Source organism: Streptomyces roseifaciens (genome assembly GCF_001445655.1).
Taxonomy (GTDB): domain Bacteria; phylum Actinomycetota; class Actinomycetes; order Streptomycetales; family Streptomycetaceae; genus Streptomyces; species Streptomyces aureoversilis.
This window is the reverse complement of the sequence record NZ_LNBE01000003.1, coordinates 282,653-300,138: the sequence shown is the minus strand read 5'-3', so window position 1 is coordinate 300,138 and position 17,486 is coordinate 282,653. Positions and strand designations below refer to the sequence as shown.

Annotated in this window: 10 protein-coding genes and 1 pseudogene; 5 read left to right on the top strand and 6 right to left on the bottom strand. The window is 73.4% G+C overall.

The window, feature by feature from the left end; all coding sequences use genetic code 11:
- Window positions 1–95: 95 nt before the first annotated feature.
- Together AS857_RS07310 and AS857_RS07305 are read right to left on the bottom strand one after the other, a co-directional pair.
- Entirely contained in the window at window positions 96–2,942 is a 2,847-nt protein-coding gene (locus AS857_RS07310) for an NACHT domain-containing protein (protein ID WP_058042323.1), read from the bottom strand.
- A gap of 474 nt (window positions 2,943–3,416) precedes the next feature.
- Window positions 3,417–4,445, bottom strand: a complete 1,029-nt coding sequence (locus AS857_RS07305) for a hypothetical protein (RefSeq protein WP_058042322.1) — start codon at window positions 4,443–4,445, stop codon at window positions 3,417–3,419.
- Window positions 4,446–4,669: 224 nt separating this feature from the next.
- On the opposite strand from AS857_RS07305, the gene AS857_RS07300 reads away from it, so the two are divergent.
- From AS857_RS07300 to AS857_RS07285, 4 genes and pseudogenes are all read left to right on the top strand, one after another.
- The gene (locus AS857_RS07300; RefSeq protein WP_245699661.1) at window positions 4,670–6,901 is read left to right on the top strand and encodes a HAMP domain-containing protein; all 2,232 of its coding nucleotides are present in this window, start codon (window positions 4,670–4,672) and stop codon (window positions 6,899–6,901) included.
- 4 nt (window positions 6,902–6,905) lie between these two features.
- A pseudogene (pgsB, locus tag AS857_RS07295) lies at window positions 6,906–8,088 on the top strand (poly-gamma-glutamate synthase PgsB); the annotation flags it as partial.
- Between the two features lie 88 nt (window positions 8,089–8,176).
- A complete protein-coding gene (locus AS857_RS07290) occupies window positions 8,177–8,659 on the top strand; it encodes a poly-gamma-glutamate biosynthesis protein PgsC/CapC (RefSeq protein ID WP_030365939.1) in 483 nt (160 codons plus the stop codon).
- A 30-nt stretch (window positions 8,660–8,689) separates the two neighbouring features.
- Entirely contained in the window at window positions 8,690–9,808 is a 1,119-nt protein-coding gene (locus AS857_RS07285; RefSeq protein ID WP_079110151.1) for a C40 family peptidase, read from the top strand.
- Window positions 9,809–9,938: 130 nt separating this feature from the next.
- Here AS857_RS07285 and AS857_RS07280 read toward each other — a convergent pair whose 3' ends face one another.
- Entirely contained in the window at window positions 9,939–11,030 is a 1,092-nt protein-coding gene (locus AS857_RS07280) for a PLL family lectin (RefSeq protein ID WP_058042321.1), read from the bottom strand.
- Window positions 11,031–11,172: 142 nt separating this feature from the next.
- Here AS857_RS07280 and AS857_RS07275 point away from each other — a divergent pair, with 142 nt between their 5' ends.
- A complete protein-coding gene (locus tag AS857_RS07275) occupies window positions 11,173–11,559 on the top strand; it encodes a PIN domain-containing protein (RefSeq protein ID WP_058042320.1) in 387 nt (128 codons plus the stop codon).
- An 80-nt stretch (window positions 11,560–11,639) separates the two neighbouring features.
- Here the strand turns inward: AS857_RS07275 and AS857_RS07270 are convergent, their stop codons facing one another.
- From AS857_RS07270 to AS857_RS07260, 3 genes are all read right to left on the bottom strand, one after another.
- Window positions 11,640–13,142: an amino acid permease gene (locus tag AS857_RS07270; RefSeq protein ID WP_058042319.1), complete on the bottom strand. Its 1,503-nt coding sequence runs from the start codon at window positions 13,140–13,142 to the stop codon at window positions 11,640–11,642.
- A 479-nt stretch (window positions 13,143–13,621) separates the two neighbouring features.
- Window positions 13,622–15,610: a 1-deoxy-D-xylulose-5-phosphate synthase gene (gene dxs, locus AS857_RS07265; protein WP_058042318.1), complete on the bottom strand. Its 1,989-nt coding sequence runs from the start codon at window positions 15,608–15,610 to the stop codon at window positions 13,622–13,624.
- A gap of 409 nt (window positions 15,611–16,019) precedes the next feature.
- Window positions 16,020–17,351 (bottom strand): sugar ABC transporter permease, encoded by a 1,332-nt coding sequence (locus tag AS857_RS07260; protein WP_058042317.1) that lies wholly within the window; start codon window positions 17,349–17,351, stop codon window positions 16,020–16,022.
- Window positions 17,352–17,486: the final 135 nt, after the last annotated feature.

The following is a 17,486-nucleotide window of genomic DNA, read 5'->3' as shown; positions in this document are numbered from 1 at the left end:
CTGACGGTTTGACATCCGGTGCGCTGCGAGCGGGACTTCCGCTCGCAGCGCACCGCTGCGTTTACGGCACCGCTGCATTCACGGCCCGCCGCATTTCACGGCACCGGCGCCGGAGCCGCCCGGCGCTCATCCTCTTCGGCCGCCCCCGCGAGGCGCTGCTGGAGCCGCAGGTGGCGGAACTCGTAGTGGGCGCCCGACTGGCGCAGCACCCCGCGCCGGTGGGCCTCTTCGAGGAAGGTCATGAGCCGCCAGGGCGCACGGCCGGTGACGGCCAGCCAGATCCGGGCCGTACCGAGGCGGCCCCAGGCGCTCAGCGCGAGCGCGGACGTGCCGAGGGGCACCCACAGTTCGGTGTGCATGGTGCCCAGCGCGCCGCCGCTGCCGACCACCGGGATGAGCGCCAGGCAGACCCCGCCCGCGAGCACGGCGGCGATGGCGCTGCGCGCCGCGGTGGCGGCGCGGTCGGTGCGCAGGGTGCTCTGCGGGCCTGCGGCCCGGAGGACGTCGGAAGGGGTGCTCAGGGCGCGGTAGACGCCCGAGGCGCAGCCTCCGATGGCACCGATCAGGACGCCGAACTCGGCGAGCGGGACCACGACGTCACCGATGACGGCCGGCGTGCTGCGGTACGCGAGCCACAGCTGTACGGGGCGCGGCAGTTCGGACACCACGTTCCAGGCGTCGGCAGGGGGGTGGCCCGCGGTGATGAGCACCGGCTCGTCGCGCTCCATGCGGATGCGGACCGGCTGGTGGAATGCCTCGGGCGTGCGCCCGTTGTAGGCGATGCCGGATTGGCTCGGTACGGCGAGCGGCTTGGTGTGCGCGCCGCGGGGCAGCAGCTCGCCCGCGTACGGCTTCGAGGAGTCGACGGTGCGGACGCCGTCGGGTGACACCCGGGCGCGCCAGCCGTCGGTCGGCCCGGCGTCCGCGAGTGAGGGAGCCGATCGGATCTCGTACGCCGCGAACGCGCCCACGATGCCTCCGACGACCGCGCAAGCGGACACGCCGATGAGCGAGCAGACGACGAATCCGCGCAGGAGGCCGCTTCCGAAGCCGCGGAGGACGGCGACGGGGCCCGTGAACGGTGTTGCGGCCCGTTCCCCGTGACGCTGTCCGGGCAGGCACAGGAGCAGGCCCGCCACGAAGCAGATCGGGGCCGGTACGACGAGCCGGAGGGCCAGGAGGACCGGTCCGGCGGCGGCGAGGCCGATCGCCAGCGCGCGGACGGCGCCGAGGCCGCTCGCGCTGCCGGCCCACGGCAGGCCCAGCGGGGGCGGGCGCCGGGGCAGCCCGGCGACGGCGAAGAGCATCGACAGGATCAGCCCGAAGGCGCACCCGTTGAAGAACCAGATGGGCCGGGGCGTGATCGCGTCCCCCAGCCGCAGGCCGAAGAGCGGCGGCGCCAGGTGGCCGGCGACCGCGGCGAGGGGCGCGGCGACGGCGGTCAGCGTCACCGCCATGCGGGCCAGCCGGCGCGGCCCTTGCGGGGTGCCCGCCGTGGCGGGCAGCAGGCAGGCGAACCCGCAGCACAGGCCCAGGAGGATGCCCGTCAGGTGGAGGACCATCGACAACGGGCTGTCCCAGTTGCCGACGACTCCCCGTCCGTACCAGGCCAGCGGCACCAGCAGCGAGGCCGTCGCGAGGAGGGCCAGCAGGGCGGGGCCGATCAGGCGCAGCGCCCTCGGCATCGCGTCCGGCAGCTCCCACCACGCGAGCCGCCACGTGCCGCGCTGCCGGTCGTGGCCGTCGAGGTCGCGGGCGAGGCGGCGGAGCCAGCGGTGGGCCGCGCCGGGCCGCCAGGTGCTTCCGGGCGCGTCGCCGAAGGCCGCCGGGACGAAGGCGTCCAGCAGGTGTTCCTCGATGCTCTCCGCCGTGGGGAAGCGCGCCGCGTCCAGGAGTTCGGCCGGGTCGCGGGAGGTGTCCCCGTAGACGGTGCGGGCCAGGGCCACCATCAGCGGCGTGCCCAGCACCTCGGCCAGCGGCCCCGGGGGCGCCGGCCGCAGCACCGGCGTCCACGAGGTCGAGCCCCGGCCGTCCGGGCGCGCCGTGCGTTCCAGGTAGGTGCGTGCCGTGCCGAAGTCGAGCCGTCGCAGCTCGACGACTTCCGCGGCGGTCAGGACGTCGCCGGCCCGCACGGCGCGGGTCCAGGCGGTGGTGCGGCAGGTGAGCAGGACGGGCAGGCGTTCGTCCAGGTCCGCGTTGAGCCGGCGCATCGCCTGGCCGTGCGCGGGCGCGGGAAGCTCGTCGAAGCCGTCGAGGACGGCCAGGACGAGTCCGGCGTCCAGCAGTTCCCCGGCCAGGGTGCCGTCGCCGGACGGGGCGGCCAGCGTCCGGTATTCCGCCGCCAGCCGCTCGGCCAGCCACGCGCGCAGGGTGAGGGCCTGCGGATTCCACCCGGCCAGCGGGAAGAGGACGGGCACCGGGCCGCCCGGCTGCCGGGCGGCGAGCATCCCGAGGACGAACTGCACGGCGAGGATGCTCTTCCCCGCCCCCGGGCCGCCCAGGACCACCATCCGGCGCGACCGCACCGCGGCGAACGCCTCGACGACGCGGCCGAGCCGCTGGTCGCCGTCGCGCGGCGGGGGCAGCGGGCCGGGGTGGATGTTGCCCTGGTGGTCGGCGAGCGGCGGGCCGACGCGGGACCAGCGGACGCTCAGCGGTTCCGGGTCCTGGAGCCGGCGCAGCTGCGCCTCCGCCGCCCACTGGCTGCGCACCGCTTGGGCGAGGGCGTCGGCCGCGCGCCGCCGGCGGTCGGCCGGGTCCGGCGGGTCGCCGTCGCCGAGGCCGCTCAGGAGGTCGGCGACGAAGGCGCACGCCGAGACCACGGCCGAGACGACGGAGATCCACGTCGCGGTCCCGGGGCTCTCGACGTCGCCCCGCCACAGCACGACGGCCAGCGTGACCAGGGCCGCGCAGGCCAGCCCCAGCCCGATGCGCCGTTGCACGCGCGCCCGACGCAGTGGCGACCCCGACCCCATAGGCTCCCGCCCCCGCCCGCATCCGATTCCGTCCCGCCCCGGGTGGGCGGGAGCGGCGGCCCGGGCCGGGCCGCCGACCCGGGAATCAGGTAACCCCTCCTCCGCGGCGGCAGGGGCGGAAATCCCCGGAAGGCCACCCGGCAGAGCGACCGCGGGGCCGCCCGGCGGAGCGAAGGGCGGGTGGAGCGGAGGGCGGGCGCGGCCAAGGGCCGATGCGACGAAGGGCGGGCGCGGCCAAGGGCAGGCGCGGCCAAGGGCCGATGCGACGAAGGGCCGATACCGCCTACGGGGTGGCGCGCTCGACGGCGCGGGCGACCGCCGGCCCCGGCCGCCCGTTGCCCGAATCGCCGGCTGAGCGGATCGCAGGTGGAGGGGACCGCAGGTGGAGGGGACCGCAGGCAGAGCGGAGCACCGGCAGAGCGAATCGCCGCAGGCGGGTCGTCAGCCCCGCCCCGTCCCCCACCTCCCGGTCACCTCCGCCAGCGCCCGCACCGCCTTCGCGACCAGCGCGTCGTCGTCCCGTATCAGCCGGTTGTGCTCCACGTGCAGGAACGGCACGCCGGCCTCGCCCGCGTACTCGCCCTCCACGTTCGTGCGGCCTTCGAGGCGGCCGCAGTAGCGCTCCCAGACCTCGCACACGCGCATGCCCTGCGCGCGGTAGGCGGCGGCGAGGCTGCGGGCGGAGGGGAGGCCCGCTTCACCGCTGCCCGGGGAGACGACCACGTCGTGGTCGGGGAGGCTGCTGTCGGCGAAGCCGTGGACCTGGACGGCGGGGAGGCGGCGGTCGGCGAGGGCGTCGGAGACGGCGGCGAAGACGGAGTCGCGGCGGTGGGCGACGTCCGCGGCGTCGGGGCCGTCGCCGGAGTCCGCCGCGCGGTGGGCGCCGGCCAGGACGAGCACGCCGCCCGGGGCGCCGCGCAGGAGCCCGATGCCCAGCTGTTCGGTGCGCTGGTCGGCCGAGGGGTGCGGGACCTGGACCTGCCAGCGGACCGGGCCGCGCAGGTCCACGTAGACGCGGCCCCAGCCGCGCCGGACCTCGCCCTCCCGCGTGGCGTCGGCGATCTCCGCGTACCGGGTGCCGCTGCTGTCGACGAGGGTGCGCACGGCGTAGCCGACGCTGCCCAGCCGGCGCCCGGCCGCGGTGCGGTCCCCGTCGAGGAGGGCGCGGACGCCGTCGGCGACGGCGCGGCGCTCGCGCTCGGCGGGGATGCGGTAGCTGCCGTCGGCGGTGATGCCGTCGGTGTAGTCGGTGATGCGCCGGGCGAGGTCGACGGTGCCGGTGGGCTGCGGCGCGGCCCTGCGGGACCTGGTCGTGTCCTTGCGGCCGTCCCCGTCCGCGGCCGACGGGCCCCCGCAGCCGGCCGCCCCGGCCAGGAGCGGCGCGCCGAGCAGCACACAGAGCAGCACCGTACGGGCGGCACGGGCCGTACGCGCGCGCACGCCGCGGGCGGTCTCCGGCTGGCTCGTCATGCCGGCAAAAGTACCCCGGAGCCGCACGCTTTCCCGCCTCTACTTCAACTGCACCCGATTCGCACGCACATGAGGCACATGCCGCCAAGATTTTGTCAATACTTTAGCTTCCACTTAGGATTCTGCAGTTCCCCTTAGCCCATCCTGATGAGCGGCAAGCAGAACAAGGTATTCCGCCGTCCCGGGCAGCAATGCCGTGCCGCGGCCGAAAGGAATACCCAGGAATGCCGCCCACCGCTCCGCGCGGCGCGCGTCGGCGCAAGATTCGCCGGCGCGCCGACATGCCCCTGCTCGGCGGCGCCCGCCCGCCGATCGCCGCGCTCCTGGCGCTGCTGCTGCTGGTGGCGGGGGCGACCGCCCTGGTGCTGGGCGACCACGACCGGGCCGCCGTCGACAAGGCCGTGCTCAGCTCGCAGCAGCGGGTGGCGGAGGACGGCGCGGTCGCGCTGCGGGCCTCCCTGGACGAGAGCGTCACCGATCTCCAGCGCGCCGCCGCGCTGTTCACCGGACCCGAGGCCGTACCGGCCGACACCGTCCTGGACAAGCTCGGCAAGGTCTACAACAAATGGCGCGGGCTCGCGATCATCGACCCCGCCGGGGGCGGCCTCCTCGCCGCACGCGGCGAAACGATCCCTCTGGCCGATGTCCTCAAGGACGGATCAAGCAAAACCGCTGATAACGGGAACAAGGGCGACAAGGACGGCGGTCTCGCTCCCCGGCTCGTGAAGCTCCCCTCCGGCGAGACCCGCATGCTCGTCACCGCAGCCCTGCGCGACGGCGGCAAACTGCGGCTGCTCGTCGCCTCCGGCACCCTCAACGTGCCGGGGATCTCCACCGGCGAGAACCGCTCCCTCCTCGTGGTCGACTCCGCCGGCACGGTCCTCGCCAAGGACGGCCCCTCGATCACCCGCACGACGTGGGCCAAGCGCGCCGCGAAGACGGCCGCCGCGGCCTTCGGCAAGACCCCCGAACCCGGCGGCCACCCGGGCGCCAGCGGCCACCTCATGGGCGGCTCGGACAAGAAGCACCGCACGGCCGTGGGCTATGCGGCCGCGGGCCGCTCCCCCGGCGAGACCAGTCCCGCGGGCGGCCTCGGCCTGTCGGTGGTCACCTCCGTCAAGGTCACCGAGGACGCCAAGGCGGTGCGCACCCAGGCCTTCGGTCTGGTGGCCGCCGCCGTGCTGCTCGTCCTCGCCGTGCTCGTCACCTGGATCCTGGTCCGCACGGTGCAGCGCCCGCTCATCCAGCTGTACCTGGAGAGCCGCAGGATCGGCCGCGGCGAGCTCGACCGCCCGGTGCGCAAGTTCCGCGGCCGGGAGCCGGCCCGGATCGGCGCCGCCCTGGAGAGCCTGCGCGGCCAGCTGCTCGGCGGGCGGCCCACCCGCACCGGCCGGGCGCGCGGCGGCTTCGGCACCCGCGCCACAGTCATCGTCTGCGGCGTCGTCCTGCTCGCCTGGGCCGCGCCGCTCCTGCTGCTCCTCAACCGCGCCGGCAGCGGCGTGACCGTGCCCAAGCAGCTCGTCGAGGACCAGCGCCGGCGTACGGACACCGCCGCCGACCGCGTCCGCAAGGCGCTCAACGAGGGCTGGGCCGACGTCGCCTCCGTCGCGCAGATCGTCGGGGCGGGCGGCGGCAAGGACGACGCCGCCGACAAGGCCGTCCTGCAGACGACGCTGCGCGAGCACCCCCGCTACCGCTCCGTCTACGTCCTCGACGCCGACGGCAAGGTCCTCACCCGCGCCGGGGCCTCCCCGCGCCACCCGGGCGGCCGGAAGCCGTACGCGGACTCCGTCGCCCAGCTCAACACCTCGGGCAAGGAACCGGCGGTCGCCGCGTACGCGGCCGTGCCCGGCGGCAAGGGCCGCACCGTCGTCGGCGAGTACGACCCGCAGTTCCTGATCTCCATGGTCACCCGGCCCGGCCTCGGCCAGGTCTGGCTGGTGGACGACAAGCACCGCGTCCTCGCCGCCGACCGGCAGCACGGCTTCCTGGCCTTCTCGAAGCTGCCCGGCCGGCACCTGGACACCCTCGCGGTCAAGGCGCGCAAGGCCGCCAACGGCACCGCGCTGCTGCACCGCACCGCAGGCGGCTCCTCGCTCGCGGCGGCCGCGCCCTTCACCGGCGGCGGAGCGGTCCGCGACCTCGGCTGGCAGGTCGTCAGCGAGCAGCCGGCGTCCTGGCTGGAGCTGCCCGAGTACACCGCGCAGCGGCACACCATGCTCGCCGGGCTGCTCGGCGTCACCGCCGCCGTGGCCTGCCTGGGCTGGCTGCACATCCTCGTCATCCGCCCGCTGCGCACGCTCGCCGGCCAGGCCGAGGCGCTGGCCGGAGGCGACCGCAAGACCGTGCTGTTCCCGCAGCACCACGACGAGGCGGGCGCGGTCGTCCGCAACCTCGAGCTGATCCGGCAGCAACTGACCCAGAAGCAGCCGGCGCGCCCCTCCGGAAGGAACTGACCCGGTGCTCTTCCTCTACACGGTCCTGGTGATCTGCTGCGCGATCGTCCTGGTCGCGGGCGTCGTCGAGCAGCGCCGCCACTTCACCAACCTGGACATGATCCCCACCCGGGTGCTGATCAACGGCATCCGCGGCAAGAGCTCCATCACCCGGCTGTGCGCGGGCGCGCTGCGCGGCGGCGGCCTGGTCACGGTCGCCAAGACCACCGGCACCGCGGCGCGCTTCATCCACCCGGACGCCACCGAGGAGCCCGTCTACCGCAAGTTCGGCATCGCCAACGTCGTGGAGCAGATCGGCATCGTGCGGCGCGCCGCCGCGTACCGGCCGCACGCGCTCGTCATCGAGTGCATGGCCGTCATGCCGGCCCTGCAGGAGGTCAACCAGACCAAGCTGATCCGCTCCACGATCGGCGTGCTGTGCAACGTCCGCGAGGACCACCTGGCGGAGATGGGCCCCACCCTGGACGACGTGGCCCGCTCGCTGAGCCGGTCCATGCCGCACGGCGGCATCTGCGTCACCGCCGAGCGCGACCGGCTGCACATCCTGCGCGAGGAGGCCGCCGCGCGCGACTGCCGGCTGATCGCCGTGGACCCGGAGACCGTCACCGACGCCGAGCTGCGGGGCTTCAGCTGGTTCACGTTCAAGGAGAACGTGGCCATCGCCCTGGCCGTCGCCGACCTCCTCGGCGTCGACCGGGACACCGCTCTGCAGGGCATGTACGACGCGCCGCCGGACCCCGGCGTGCTCTCCGTCGAGCGCTACCTCACCCCCGACGGCATGCCGTTCCGCTTCGCCAACATCTTCGCGGCCAACGACCCCGAGTCGACGCTGATGAACGTCGAGCAGCTGCTGAGCCTGGGCGCGATCGAGCGCCCCCTGCACGTCCTCATCAACTGCCGCCCGGACCGCGTCGAGCGCAACGGCCAGATGGGCGAGCTGATCCCCCGCCTCGAACCGGAATCGGTCTTCCTGATCGGCCACCCGACGAAGAGCGCCGCCGACGCGATCCCCGCCGAGTGGCGCTCGCGCATCGTCGACCTCGGCGGCGACCGCCGCGACGCCGCCGAGCTCGAGGAGGAGATCCTCGGCCGGCTCGGCCCGGGCGCCTCGCTCGTGGCCATCGGCAACATCCACGGCCAGGGCGAACTGCTGCTGGAGCGGCTCGCCGAGCTGCCCGCGGACGAGACGTCGCAGACGCAGCGGGCGGAGGAGCCGCAGCAGCCGGAGCCCCCGGTGTACGTCCCGACCTACATAGATCCCACAGGAGACTTCCGTTGATCCCCGCCGTCCTCACCCCGGAGATCGCCGCCATCGGGATCGCCCTCGGCCTGCTGTTCTCCCTGGTCTGCTACCTCACGACCAACCTCTCCCCCGGCGGCATGATCACCCCGGGCTGGCTGGCCCTCACCCTCGTCGAGAGCCTGCAGCGCGCCGCCATGGTCGTCGGCATCACCGTCCTGACGTACCTGGCCACCCTGCTGCTGCAGCGCTACGTGATCCTCTACGGCAAGCGGCTGTTCGCGGCGGTCGTCCTGACCGGCGTGGTGCTGCAGGCGACGCTCTACGTGATCCTGCAGCAGCAGTTCCCGCTGATGTACGCCAACCAGACGCTGGGCTTCATCGTCCCCGGCCTGATCGCCTACCAGCTCGTGCGCCAGCCGCGCGGCGCGACCCTGCTGGCCACCGGCACCGTCTCGCTCGCCAACTACGTCGTCCTGACCGCCGGCATCCTGCTGGGCTTCATGCCCACCGCCTGAGCCTTCCCGACCCCACGGAGCACAGCCCCCATGACGAAGGACCGGAGCAAGGGCCGGAAGAAGAGCCCGAGGACGGGCCCGAGGACAGGCCCGAAGAAGGGCCTGACCGGCCGCCACGCCGTCCACACCCTGGTCGTGCTCGGCCTGCTCGGCACCAGCGCGTACCTCACGGTGGAGCTGCGCGAGAAGCAGGAGGCCGACGCGCCGCCGGTGCAGTCCGTCGCGGGCGCCGGCGGGACGACCGGCAGCAAGCCGGCCTCCGGCGAACGCCGCTTCGAACGGCTGGCCAACCCCGCCCGCACCGTCGTGCGCGCCGCCGACGGCGGGGTGCTCGCCACCTTCACCGACGGCGCCCGCACCGCCGTCCTCACCGGCGCGAGCCGCACCTTCACCGAGCCCAAGTACACCTCGGCCAAGGTGACCACGGACAACTGGGTGCGGCTGCTGCCGGAGGCGTGGAAGGACGGCTCCGAGAAGGCCGCCTGGTTCAAGGACTGGTTCAGCAAGTCCCTGGGCAGCAAGGACCCCGACGTCTTCGCCTTCGCCATGGAGTACCTCGAGGGCGCCCCGCAGAAGAAGGACGCCCAGGGCATCCCGTACTCCGGCGACGCCCAGTTCGGCCCCCTCAACCCCAACGGCACCGCGGCCGGCGACCTGCGCCTGGAACAGTCCGACTTCTACGACTACCTGGGCATCCCCTACCGCTTCCGCGACGGCACCGTCGAACGGCCCGAGCCCGCACGCTTCCGGGCCATGGACTGCTCGGGCTTCATCCGGACCGTCTTCGGCTACCGGGCCCGCTACCCGCTGATGGCCAAGGACGTCAAGGGCGACGGCCTGCCCCGCACCGCCAACGGCATGGCACGGCTCTCCCCCGGCGTACCGGTCCTGGAACTGACCGGCAAGCGCCCCGACGCCACGGACCGCCTGCAGCCCGGCGACCTGGTCTTCTTCGACATCGACAAGCGCACCGGGGACCGCCTGGACCACGTCGGCATCTACATGGGCCTCGACACCGACGGCAAGCCCCGCTTCATCTCCAGCCGCGAAGAAGCCAACGGCCCCACCTTCGGCGACAAGGGCGGCACGGCCCGCCTGGACGGCAACGGCTTCTACGCGACGGGGTTGCGGAGCGCGAAGAGGTTGTAGAGGGGGCCGGCTTCGCCGCGTTCAAGCCCGTCCGGCGTTTGAGGACGAGCGCGTTCAGCGCGATACGGGGGCCCGGGGGCTTGCCCCCCGGTTACGGGAAGGGTCGGGTAGGGGAAAAGCCCCCCGCCCCCTACACCCGCTCCCAGGGCCCCAGCGCCAGCCCCGGCGCGTCGGCACGCTGCCGCGCCACCCGCAAGTGACCATCCGTACCGAGCACGGCAACCGTCACACGCCCGTTCGCATCGAGCGCCATCCCCGGCGCCCCCGCGAACTCCTCGCCCGTCTCGGACCACTGCGCGGTGAGCGTCTCGTCGCCGCTGGGGCAGACCGCCACGGCCGGCAGGCCGGACGCGGCGCGCTGGGCGAGGACCGTGCACTCGTGACCGTCCAGGACGGTGTGGAGGACGGCAGCGGGCCCGCTGCCCGTTCCGCCGACGGAGACGACCGAGGGATCGGCATCGACGTCGGTATCGGCGTCACCGGTCACGGCCTCGGGGGCCAGCGTGTGCAGTTCGCCGTCGACGGCGTCACGCCAGAAGTGCGTGACGCGGTCCTCCCCGGTGACCCCGGCCGTCGCCGAGCAAGCCCCCGGCTTCGCGGGGACGTTGCGTACGCGCCGCACGGGCCCGCCCGGCTGTTCCTGGCGCCAGCGCAGGACGAACTCGGACGCGGGGGCGAGCAGTTCGATGCGCCCCGACGGCGTGGCGGAGGCGGTCAGGCCGTCGAGGACGTGACTGCCCTTCATGTCGGTCCAGGGGCCCCAGATGCCGCGGGCGTCCTGCCGGCGGCCGCAGACGCCGCCGCCGGAGTTGCGGACGAAGACCTGCAGGCCGGTGGAGTCGACGGCGGCGGTGGGGACGCCGAGCTGGGCGGAGCGCTGCCGGTCCGGGCCGTGGGGAGAGCCGATCGACCGCCAGTTCGTGGGCGGGCGGCCGGGCTGGAACTGGGTGGCGTACACGATGTCGGTGTCGAGCTCGCCCGCCTCGTTCTCGCGCTGCCGCACGCCGACGAGGTACACGTAGCCCTGCGGGCTCTGCGCTATGGACAGACAGGCTTCCAGGCCGGGCACCGCCAGCAGCTCCGGGCCCGTCCACTCCGGGCCGCCGGGCCGGGTCTCGGTCCAGCGCACGACACCGCCCTCGGCCGGTGCGTAGGCCGTCAGACGGCCGTCGCTCCCCCTCAGTAGCCAGCCGGTGACCGGGGTGGGCGTACGCACTGCCATGACTCGCTGCCAGCCTTTCTCACATGCGGCTCTCGCATTCGGCCTCGGTCGCGCTGCGCTCGGAGCCCGTTTGTCGACCCTCGACAATAACATCGTGGCCGGTCAGGGCCTCCGCCAGCGGTTGGCGTGCGAGGCTGTGGGCATGAGCGCCCTCCTCCCCGTTCTCCTGGTCGTGGACTCCGCGAACGTCGTCGGCTCGGTGCCGGACGGCTGGTGGCGCGACCGCCTCGGGGCCGCGATACGGCTCCGCGACCGTATCGCCGCCTACGCGGCGGCCGGGGAGCGGACGCTGTTCACGGACGCGCCGGAAGTGGTCCTGGTGGTCGAGGGGGCCGCGCGGGATGTCGGCCCGGTGCCGGGCGTCCGCGTCGAGCGGGCCGCCGGCAGCGGCGACGACAAGATCGTCGAGGTGGTGGCGGCGCGGACGCCGGGACGGGCTTGCGTGGTCGTCACGGCCGACCGTGAGCTGCGGGCACGCGTGACGGCCCTCGGCGCGGAGGTCGCCGGACCGAGCCTGCTCCAGCCGTAGGCGGCATCCGGGCGTAGTCCACGGGGCGGCCCCGGCCGCGGGGGATGCCGAGGCATGAAGCCCCGGCATCCCCGTCAGGGCTACGGCACCCGGCTGTGCTGCCGCCCGTACACGAAGTAGACGACGACGCCGACGGCCATCCACACGGCGAACCGCAGCCACGTCTCGGCCGTCAGGTTGAGCATCAGCCACAGCGAGGCCAGGACCGACAGGACGGGCACCACGGGCACGAGCGGGGTGCGGAAGGCCCGGGGCAGGTCGGGCCGCGTGCGGCGGAGGATGACGACGCCGAGGGCCACGACGACGAACGCGAAGAGCGTGCCGATGTTGACGAGTTCGGCGAGGACGTCGATGGAGGTGAAGCCCGCGAGCACGGCCACGACCACGCCGAGCAGGATCGTGGACCGGTAGGGCGTGCCGTAGTGCGGGTGCACGCGGGAGAAGATCCTCGGCAGCAGCCCGTCGCGGCTCATCGCGAAGAACACCCGGCTCTGCCCGAGCAGCAGGATCATGCAGACGGTCGTGAGGCCGACGGCCGCGCCGAAGCTGATGAGCCCGGCCCAGAACGGGTGCCCGGTGGCCTTGAAGGCGTCGGCGAGCGGCGCGTCCGTGGACAGCTCGGTGTACTTCTGCATGCCGGTGACGACGACGGAAACGGCCACGTAGAGCAGCGTGCAGATGGCGAGGGAGCCGAGGATGCCGCGCGGCACGTCGCGCTGGGGGTTGCGGGTCTCCTCGGCGGCGGTGGCGACGATGTCGAAGCCGATGAAGGCGAAGAAGACGACGGCGGCGGCAGAGAAGATGCCCATGACGCCGAAGTTCGACGGGGAGAAGCCGAACATGAGCTGGATGAGCGGCGCCTGGATGTCGCCGCCGGCCGTGGTGCCCTGGGACTCCGGGATGAACGGGTCGTAGTTGGAGCCGGTGATGAAGAAGGCCCCGACGAAGATCACGATCAGGACGACGGTGACCTTGATCGCGACCACGACGGCCGTCACGCGCGAGGACAGCTTCATGCCGAGCACGAGGATCGCCGTCAGCACCAGGACGAGGATGCAGGCGAGGAGGTCGAAGCCGAAGCGGCCCTCGTGCGTGCCCTCCAGGACGGTGGGCAGGTGCCAGCCCGCGTTGTCCATCAGGGAGCGGATGTAGCCGGACCAGCCGACGGAGACGACGGCGCAGCCCAGCGCCAGCTCCAGGATCAGGTCCCAGCCGATGATCCAGGCGGGCAGCTCGCCGAGGGAGGCGTAGGAGAAGGTGTACGCGGAGCCGGCGACCGGCACGGTGGAGGCGAACTCGGCGTAGCACAGCGCCGCGAGCCCGCAGACGACGCCGGCGAGGACGAAGGCCAGCGCCACCGACGGGCCGGCGTTCTCCTTGGCGACCTTGCCGGTGAGGACGAAGATGCCGGTGCCGATGACGACGCCGACGCCGAAGACGGTCAGGTCGAAGGCCGTCAGGGACTTCTTGAGGGCGTGCTCGGGCTCCTCGGTGTCCCGGATGGACTGCTCCACCGATTTGGTCCGGAAGACACCGCGCTTGCCGCGGGGCTCCCCGCGAGGTTGCTGTTCGCTCGTGCTCATCGGCCCACCTCCACCTGTCCACCTGCTCGCGTGCTCACCATGAACTGAGCGAGTGTCCGCGATGATCCGGGCCGGGCAGGGGCCTGACCGGCCACCCCCAACAGGATTCACCCGATGGGACGCACCGGTCCATATGCAGACGGACCGGCCGGACCACCCGGATAGGTGGTCCGACCGGCCCGGAAGAGGAGAGCGGGGAACGACGCGCGCCCGATAAGGGGCGCGGGGAACTGCGCGACCGGCCACATACGACCGGCAGCCGGCCGACCGGGGCAGGGCGCAGCCCGCACGCCTATAGGGGCGCGGGGAACTGCGCGACCAGCCACACACGACCGGAGGCCGGCCGACCAGGCCAAGGCGCAGCCCGCACGCCCATAAGGGGCGCGGGGAACTGCGCGACCAGCCACACACGACCGGCAGCCGACCAACGGCCGACCGGCGGCAAAAGAACCGCAGCGCGGCAAAGGCGCAGGCGAAGCCTAGTCGCGCGCGGGCTCCGCAGCGGCGGCCTCGGAGGCCGCCTCGGGAACCGGGGACGCCTCGGGAACCGGGGCCGCCTCGGCCGCCCCGGGCGCGTCCTCAAGCCGCCCGTCGAGCTTGGCGACGAGCCCGGTGACCTGGCGCGCAATGTCCGGCGCGGTCAGCCCGATCTCGGCCATGACCTCCTTGCGGGAGGCGTGGTCGAGGAAGCGCGGCGGGATGCCGAAGTCGCGCAGCGGCAGGTCCACGCCGGCGTCGCGCAGCGCCTGCGCGATCGCCGAGCCGACGCCGCCGACGCGGCCGTTGTCCTCGACGGTGACGACGACGCGGTGCTCGGCGGCCAGGCCGGGCAGCGCCTCGTCGACGGGCTTGACCCAGCGCGGGTCGACCACGGTGGTGGAGATGCCCTGCTTGTCGAGGAGGTCGGCGATCTCCAGGCACATCGGGGCGAGCGCGCCGACGGAGACGAGGAGGACGTCCGGCCGTACGACGTCCTCGGCGGGACGGCGCAGCACGTCCATGCCGCCGATGGTGCCCACGGCCTCGACGGCCGGGCCGACGGTGCCCTTGGAGTAGCGGACGACGGTGGGGGCGTCCTTGACCTCGACGGCCTCGCGCAGCTGGGCACGGACCTGGTCGGCGTCGCGCGGGGCGGCGATCCGCAGGCCGGGGACGACCTGCAGGATCGACATGTCCCACATGCCGTTGTGCGAGGCGCCGTCGTCGCCGGTGACGCCGGCGCGGTCCAGGACGAAGGTCACGCCGCACTTGTGCAGGGCGACGTCCATCAGCACCTGGTCGAAGGCGCGGTTGAGGAACGTGGCGTAGACGGCGAAGACCGGGTGCAGCCCGCCGGTGGCCAGGCCGGCCGCGGAGGTGGCCGCGTGCTGCTCGGCGATGCCGACGTCGTAGACGCGCTCGGGGAAGGCCTTGGCGAACTTGCCGAGGCCGACCGGCTGCATCATGGCCGCCGTGATGGCGACGATGTCCTCGCGCTCCTTGCCGAGCTTCACCATCTCGTCGGCGAAGACGGAGGTCCAGCTGGCGCCGGAGGAGGCGAGGGGCAGGCCGGTGTCGGGGTGGATCGCGCCGATGCCGTGGAAGCGGTCCGCCTCGTTCTGCTCGGCGTGCTTGTAGCCGCGGCCCTTCTGGGTCAGGCAGTGCACGAGGACGGGGCCGCCGAAGCGCTTGGCGCGCTGCAGGGCGGACTCCAGGGCCTCGATGTCGTGGCCGTCGATCGGGCCGACGTACTTCAGGCCCAGGTCCTCGAACATGCCCTGCGGGGCGATGAAGTCCTTCAGGCCCTTCTTCGCGCCGTGCAGCGTCTCGTACAGCGGCTTGCCGACGACCGGGGTGCGCTCGAGGATGTCCTTGCCGCGGGCCAGGAAGCGCTCGTAGCCGTCCGTGGTGCGCAGGGTGGCCAGGTGGTTGGCGAGGCCGCCGATGGTGGGCTCGTAGGAGCGCTCGTTGTCGTTGACGACGATCACGAGCGGGCGGTCCTTGGCGACGGCGATGTTGTTCAGCGCCTCCCAGGCCATGCCGCCGGTGAGCGCGCCGTCACCGATGACCGCGACGACGTGGTCGTCCTTGCCCAGGACCTGGTTGGCCTTGGCGAGGCCGTCGGCCCAGCCGAGGACGGTCGAGGCGTGGCTGTTCTCGATGACGTCGTGCGCGGACTCGGCGCGCGAGGGGTACCCCGACAGGCCGTCCTTGGCGCGCAGCTTCGAGAAGTCCTGGCGGCCGGTGAGCAGCTTGTGGACGTAGGCCTGGTGCCCGGTGTCGAAGAGGACCTTGTCCTTCGGCGAGTCGAAGACCCGGTGGAGGGCGATGGTGAGCTCGACCACGCCGAGGTTGGGCCCGAGGTGTCCGCCGGTCTTGGCGACGGCGTCGACGAGGAAGGTGCGGATCTCCGCGGCGAGCCGGTCGAGCTGCTCCGGGCTGAGCCGGTCCAGGTCGCGCGGTTCCCTGATGCGGGTCAGCAGGGCCACCCGTGCCTCCTCTTCGTCGAGCTGTCGGCTTGTAGAAACATGTAGAAGTCTTGAGAAACCTCTAGATCCGTCGAGTCTAATGTTCCGCCCGCAGTGGCGATGAACGGGTGATGCGACCTGAGTCACCCGACCGGACGTATGAGCGACCCGGCGGCACGACAAAACGCCTCATAGGACGTGGTCCGGCAGCACGACCGCGCCCCGAAGGGGCGCGGGGAACTGCGCGACCAGCCACGACGCGCAGGCGGACGGCGACGGCGGGCGTGCACGCCCGTACGACGGGGAGGCTCGTACGTACGGGTACACCCGTACGGCGGGCGCACCCGTACGCAAGGGCACCGCCGCCCGCCGGCCCGGGTGGGCGGCGGGCGGCGGTGCCCCGGGGGAGAGCAGCCCGCAGGCGCGGGGCCTACGCCCGGCCGGCGGTCTTCTGGGTCTTCCGGGAGACCGAGTCGATCACCACGGCGGCCAGCAGCACCGCGCCCGTGATCATGTACTGGACCGCCGAGGCGATGCCCAGCAGCGCCATGCCCGACGCGATCGACTGGATCACCAGCACGCCCAGCAGGGCGGACCAGGTCTTGCCGCGCCCGCCGAAGAGGCTGGTACCGCCGATGACGGCCGCGGCGATCGCGTTCATCAGCAGGCTGCCGGCCCCGGAGGACTGGTTCGCGGCGTTGATCTGCGACGCCAGGAACATGCCGCCGACGGCCGCCATCGTCCCGGAGAGGGCGAAGACGGAGATCCGGACCGCGGCGACGTTGATGCCGGCGCGGCTCGCCGCCTCCACACTGCCGCCGAGGGCGAAGACCTTCCGCCCGTACGCCGTGCGGCGCAGTACGAGGTCGAGCGCCACGACGACCCCGAGGAAGATCACCACGGCCAGCGGCAGGCCCTTGTACTGGTTGAGCAGCCAGGCCACCACGTAGGCGGGCACGGCCAGCGCCACCGTGCGCAGCACGATCTCGCTGAGCGGCCTACTGGGCACACCCGCGGCCTCGCGGCGCCTGCCGTCCCGGAAGGACACCAGGAAGAACGCGGCCACGGCGAGCGTCGCCAGCCCGTACGCGGCGGAGATGTCGGTGAAGTAGTGGTTGGTGAGGCCGGCGACGATGCCGGAGTCGTCGAGGTTGATGGTGCCGTTGGAGCCGAGCACCTGGAGCATGAGGCCGTTCCAGCCGAGCAGGCCGGCCAGGGTGACGACGAAGGCGGGTACGCCGATCCGGGCGAAGAAGAAGCCGTGCAGGGCGCCGATGAGGGTGCCCGAGAGGATCGCGAGGACGAGCGCCAGCCACTCCGGCATGCCGTGGCTCACGTTGAGCACGGCGAAGACGGCGGCCGCGAGCCCGCTGACCGAGCCCACGGAGAGGTCGATCTCGCCGAGGATCAGCACGAAGACGATGCCGACGGCGATCAGGCCGGTGCCCGCGGCGGTGACGAAGAGGTTGTTGAGGTTCTCCGCACCGAGGAAGGCAGGGTCCCGCAGCTGGAAGACCAGGGCGATGACGATCAGGCCGACGATCACGGGGAGGGAGCCGAGCTCGCCGCTGCGGAGCTTGCGGACGAACTCGCCCCAGTAGCCGGCGAAGCCTTCCTCGCGGACGAGGAGACGGGGGTCGACGGCGGGGACGGCGTCGTGGGCGGGGGCCTGGCCGTTGCCATTGCCATTGCCATTGCCGTTGCCGTTGCCGTTGGCGGCCGGCTCGGTGGACGACGTGGACGTGGGCAGCTCGGTGCTCATGCGCCCGCCTCCTTCTCGGGCTCGTCGGCGCGGTCGGCGCGGTCGGCGCGGTCGGCCTCGGCGGCCGGAGCGGCACCGCCGGCCTCGCCGGCGCCGTCAGTCTCGCCGGCGCCGTCGGTCTTCGCAGCCTCCGCT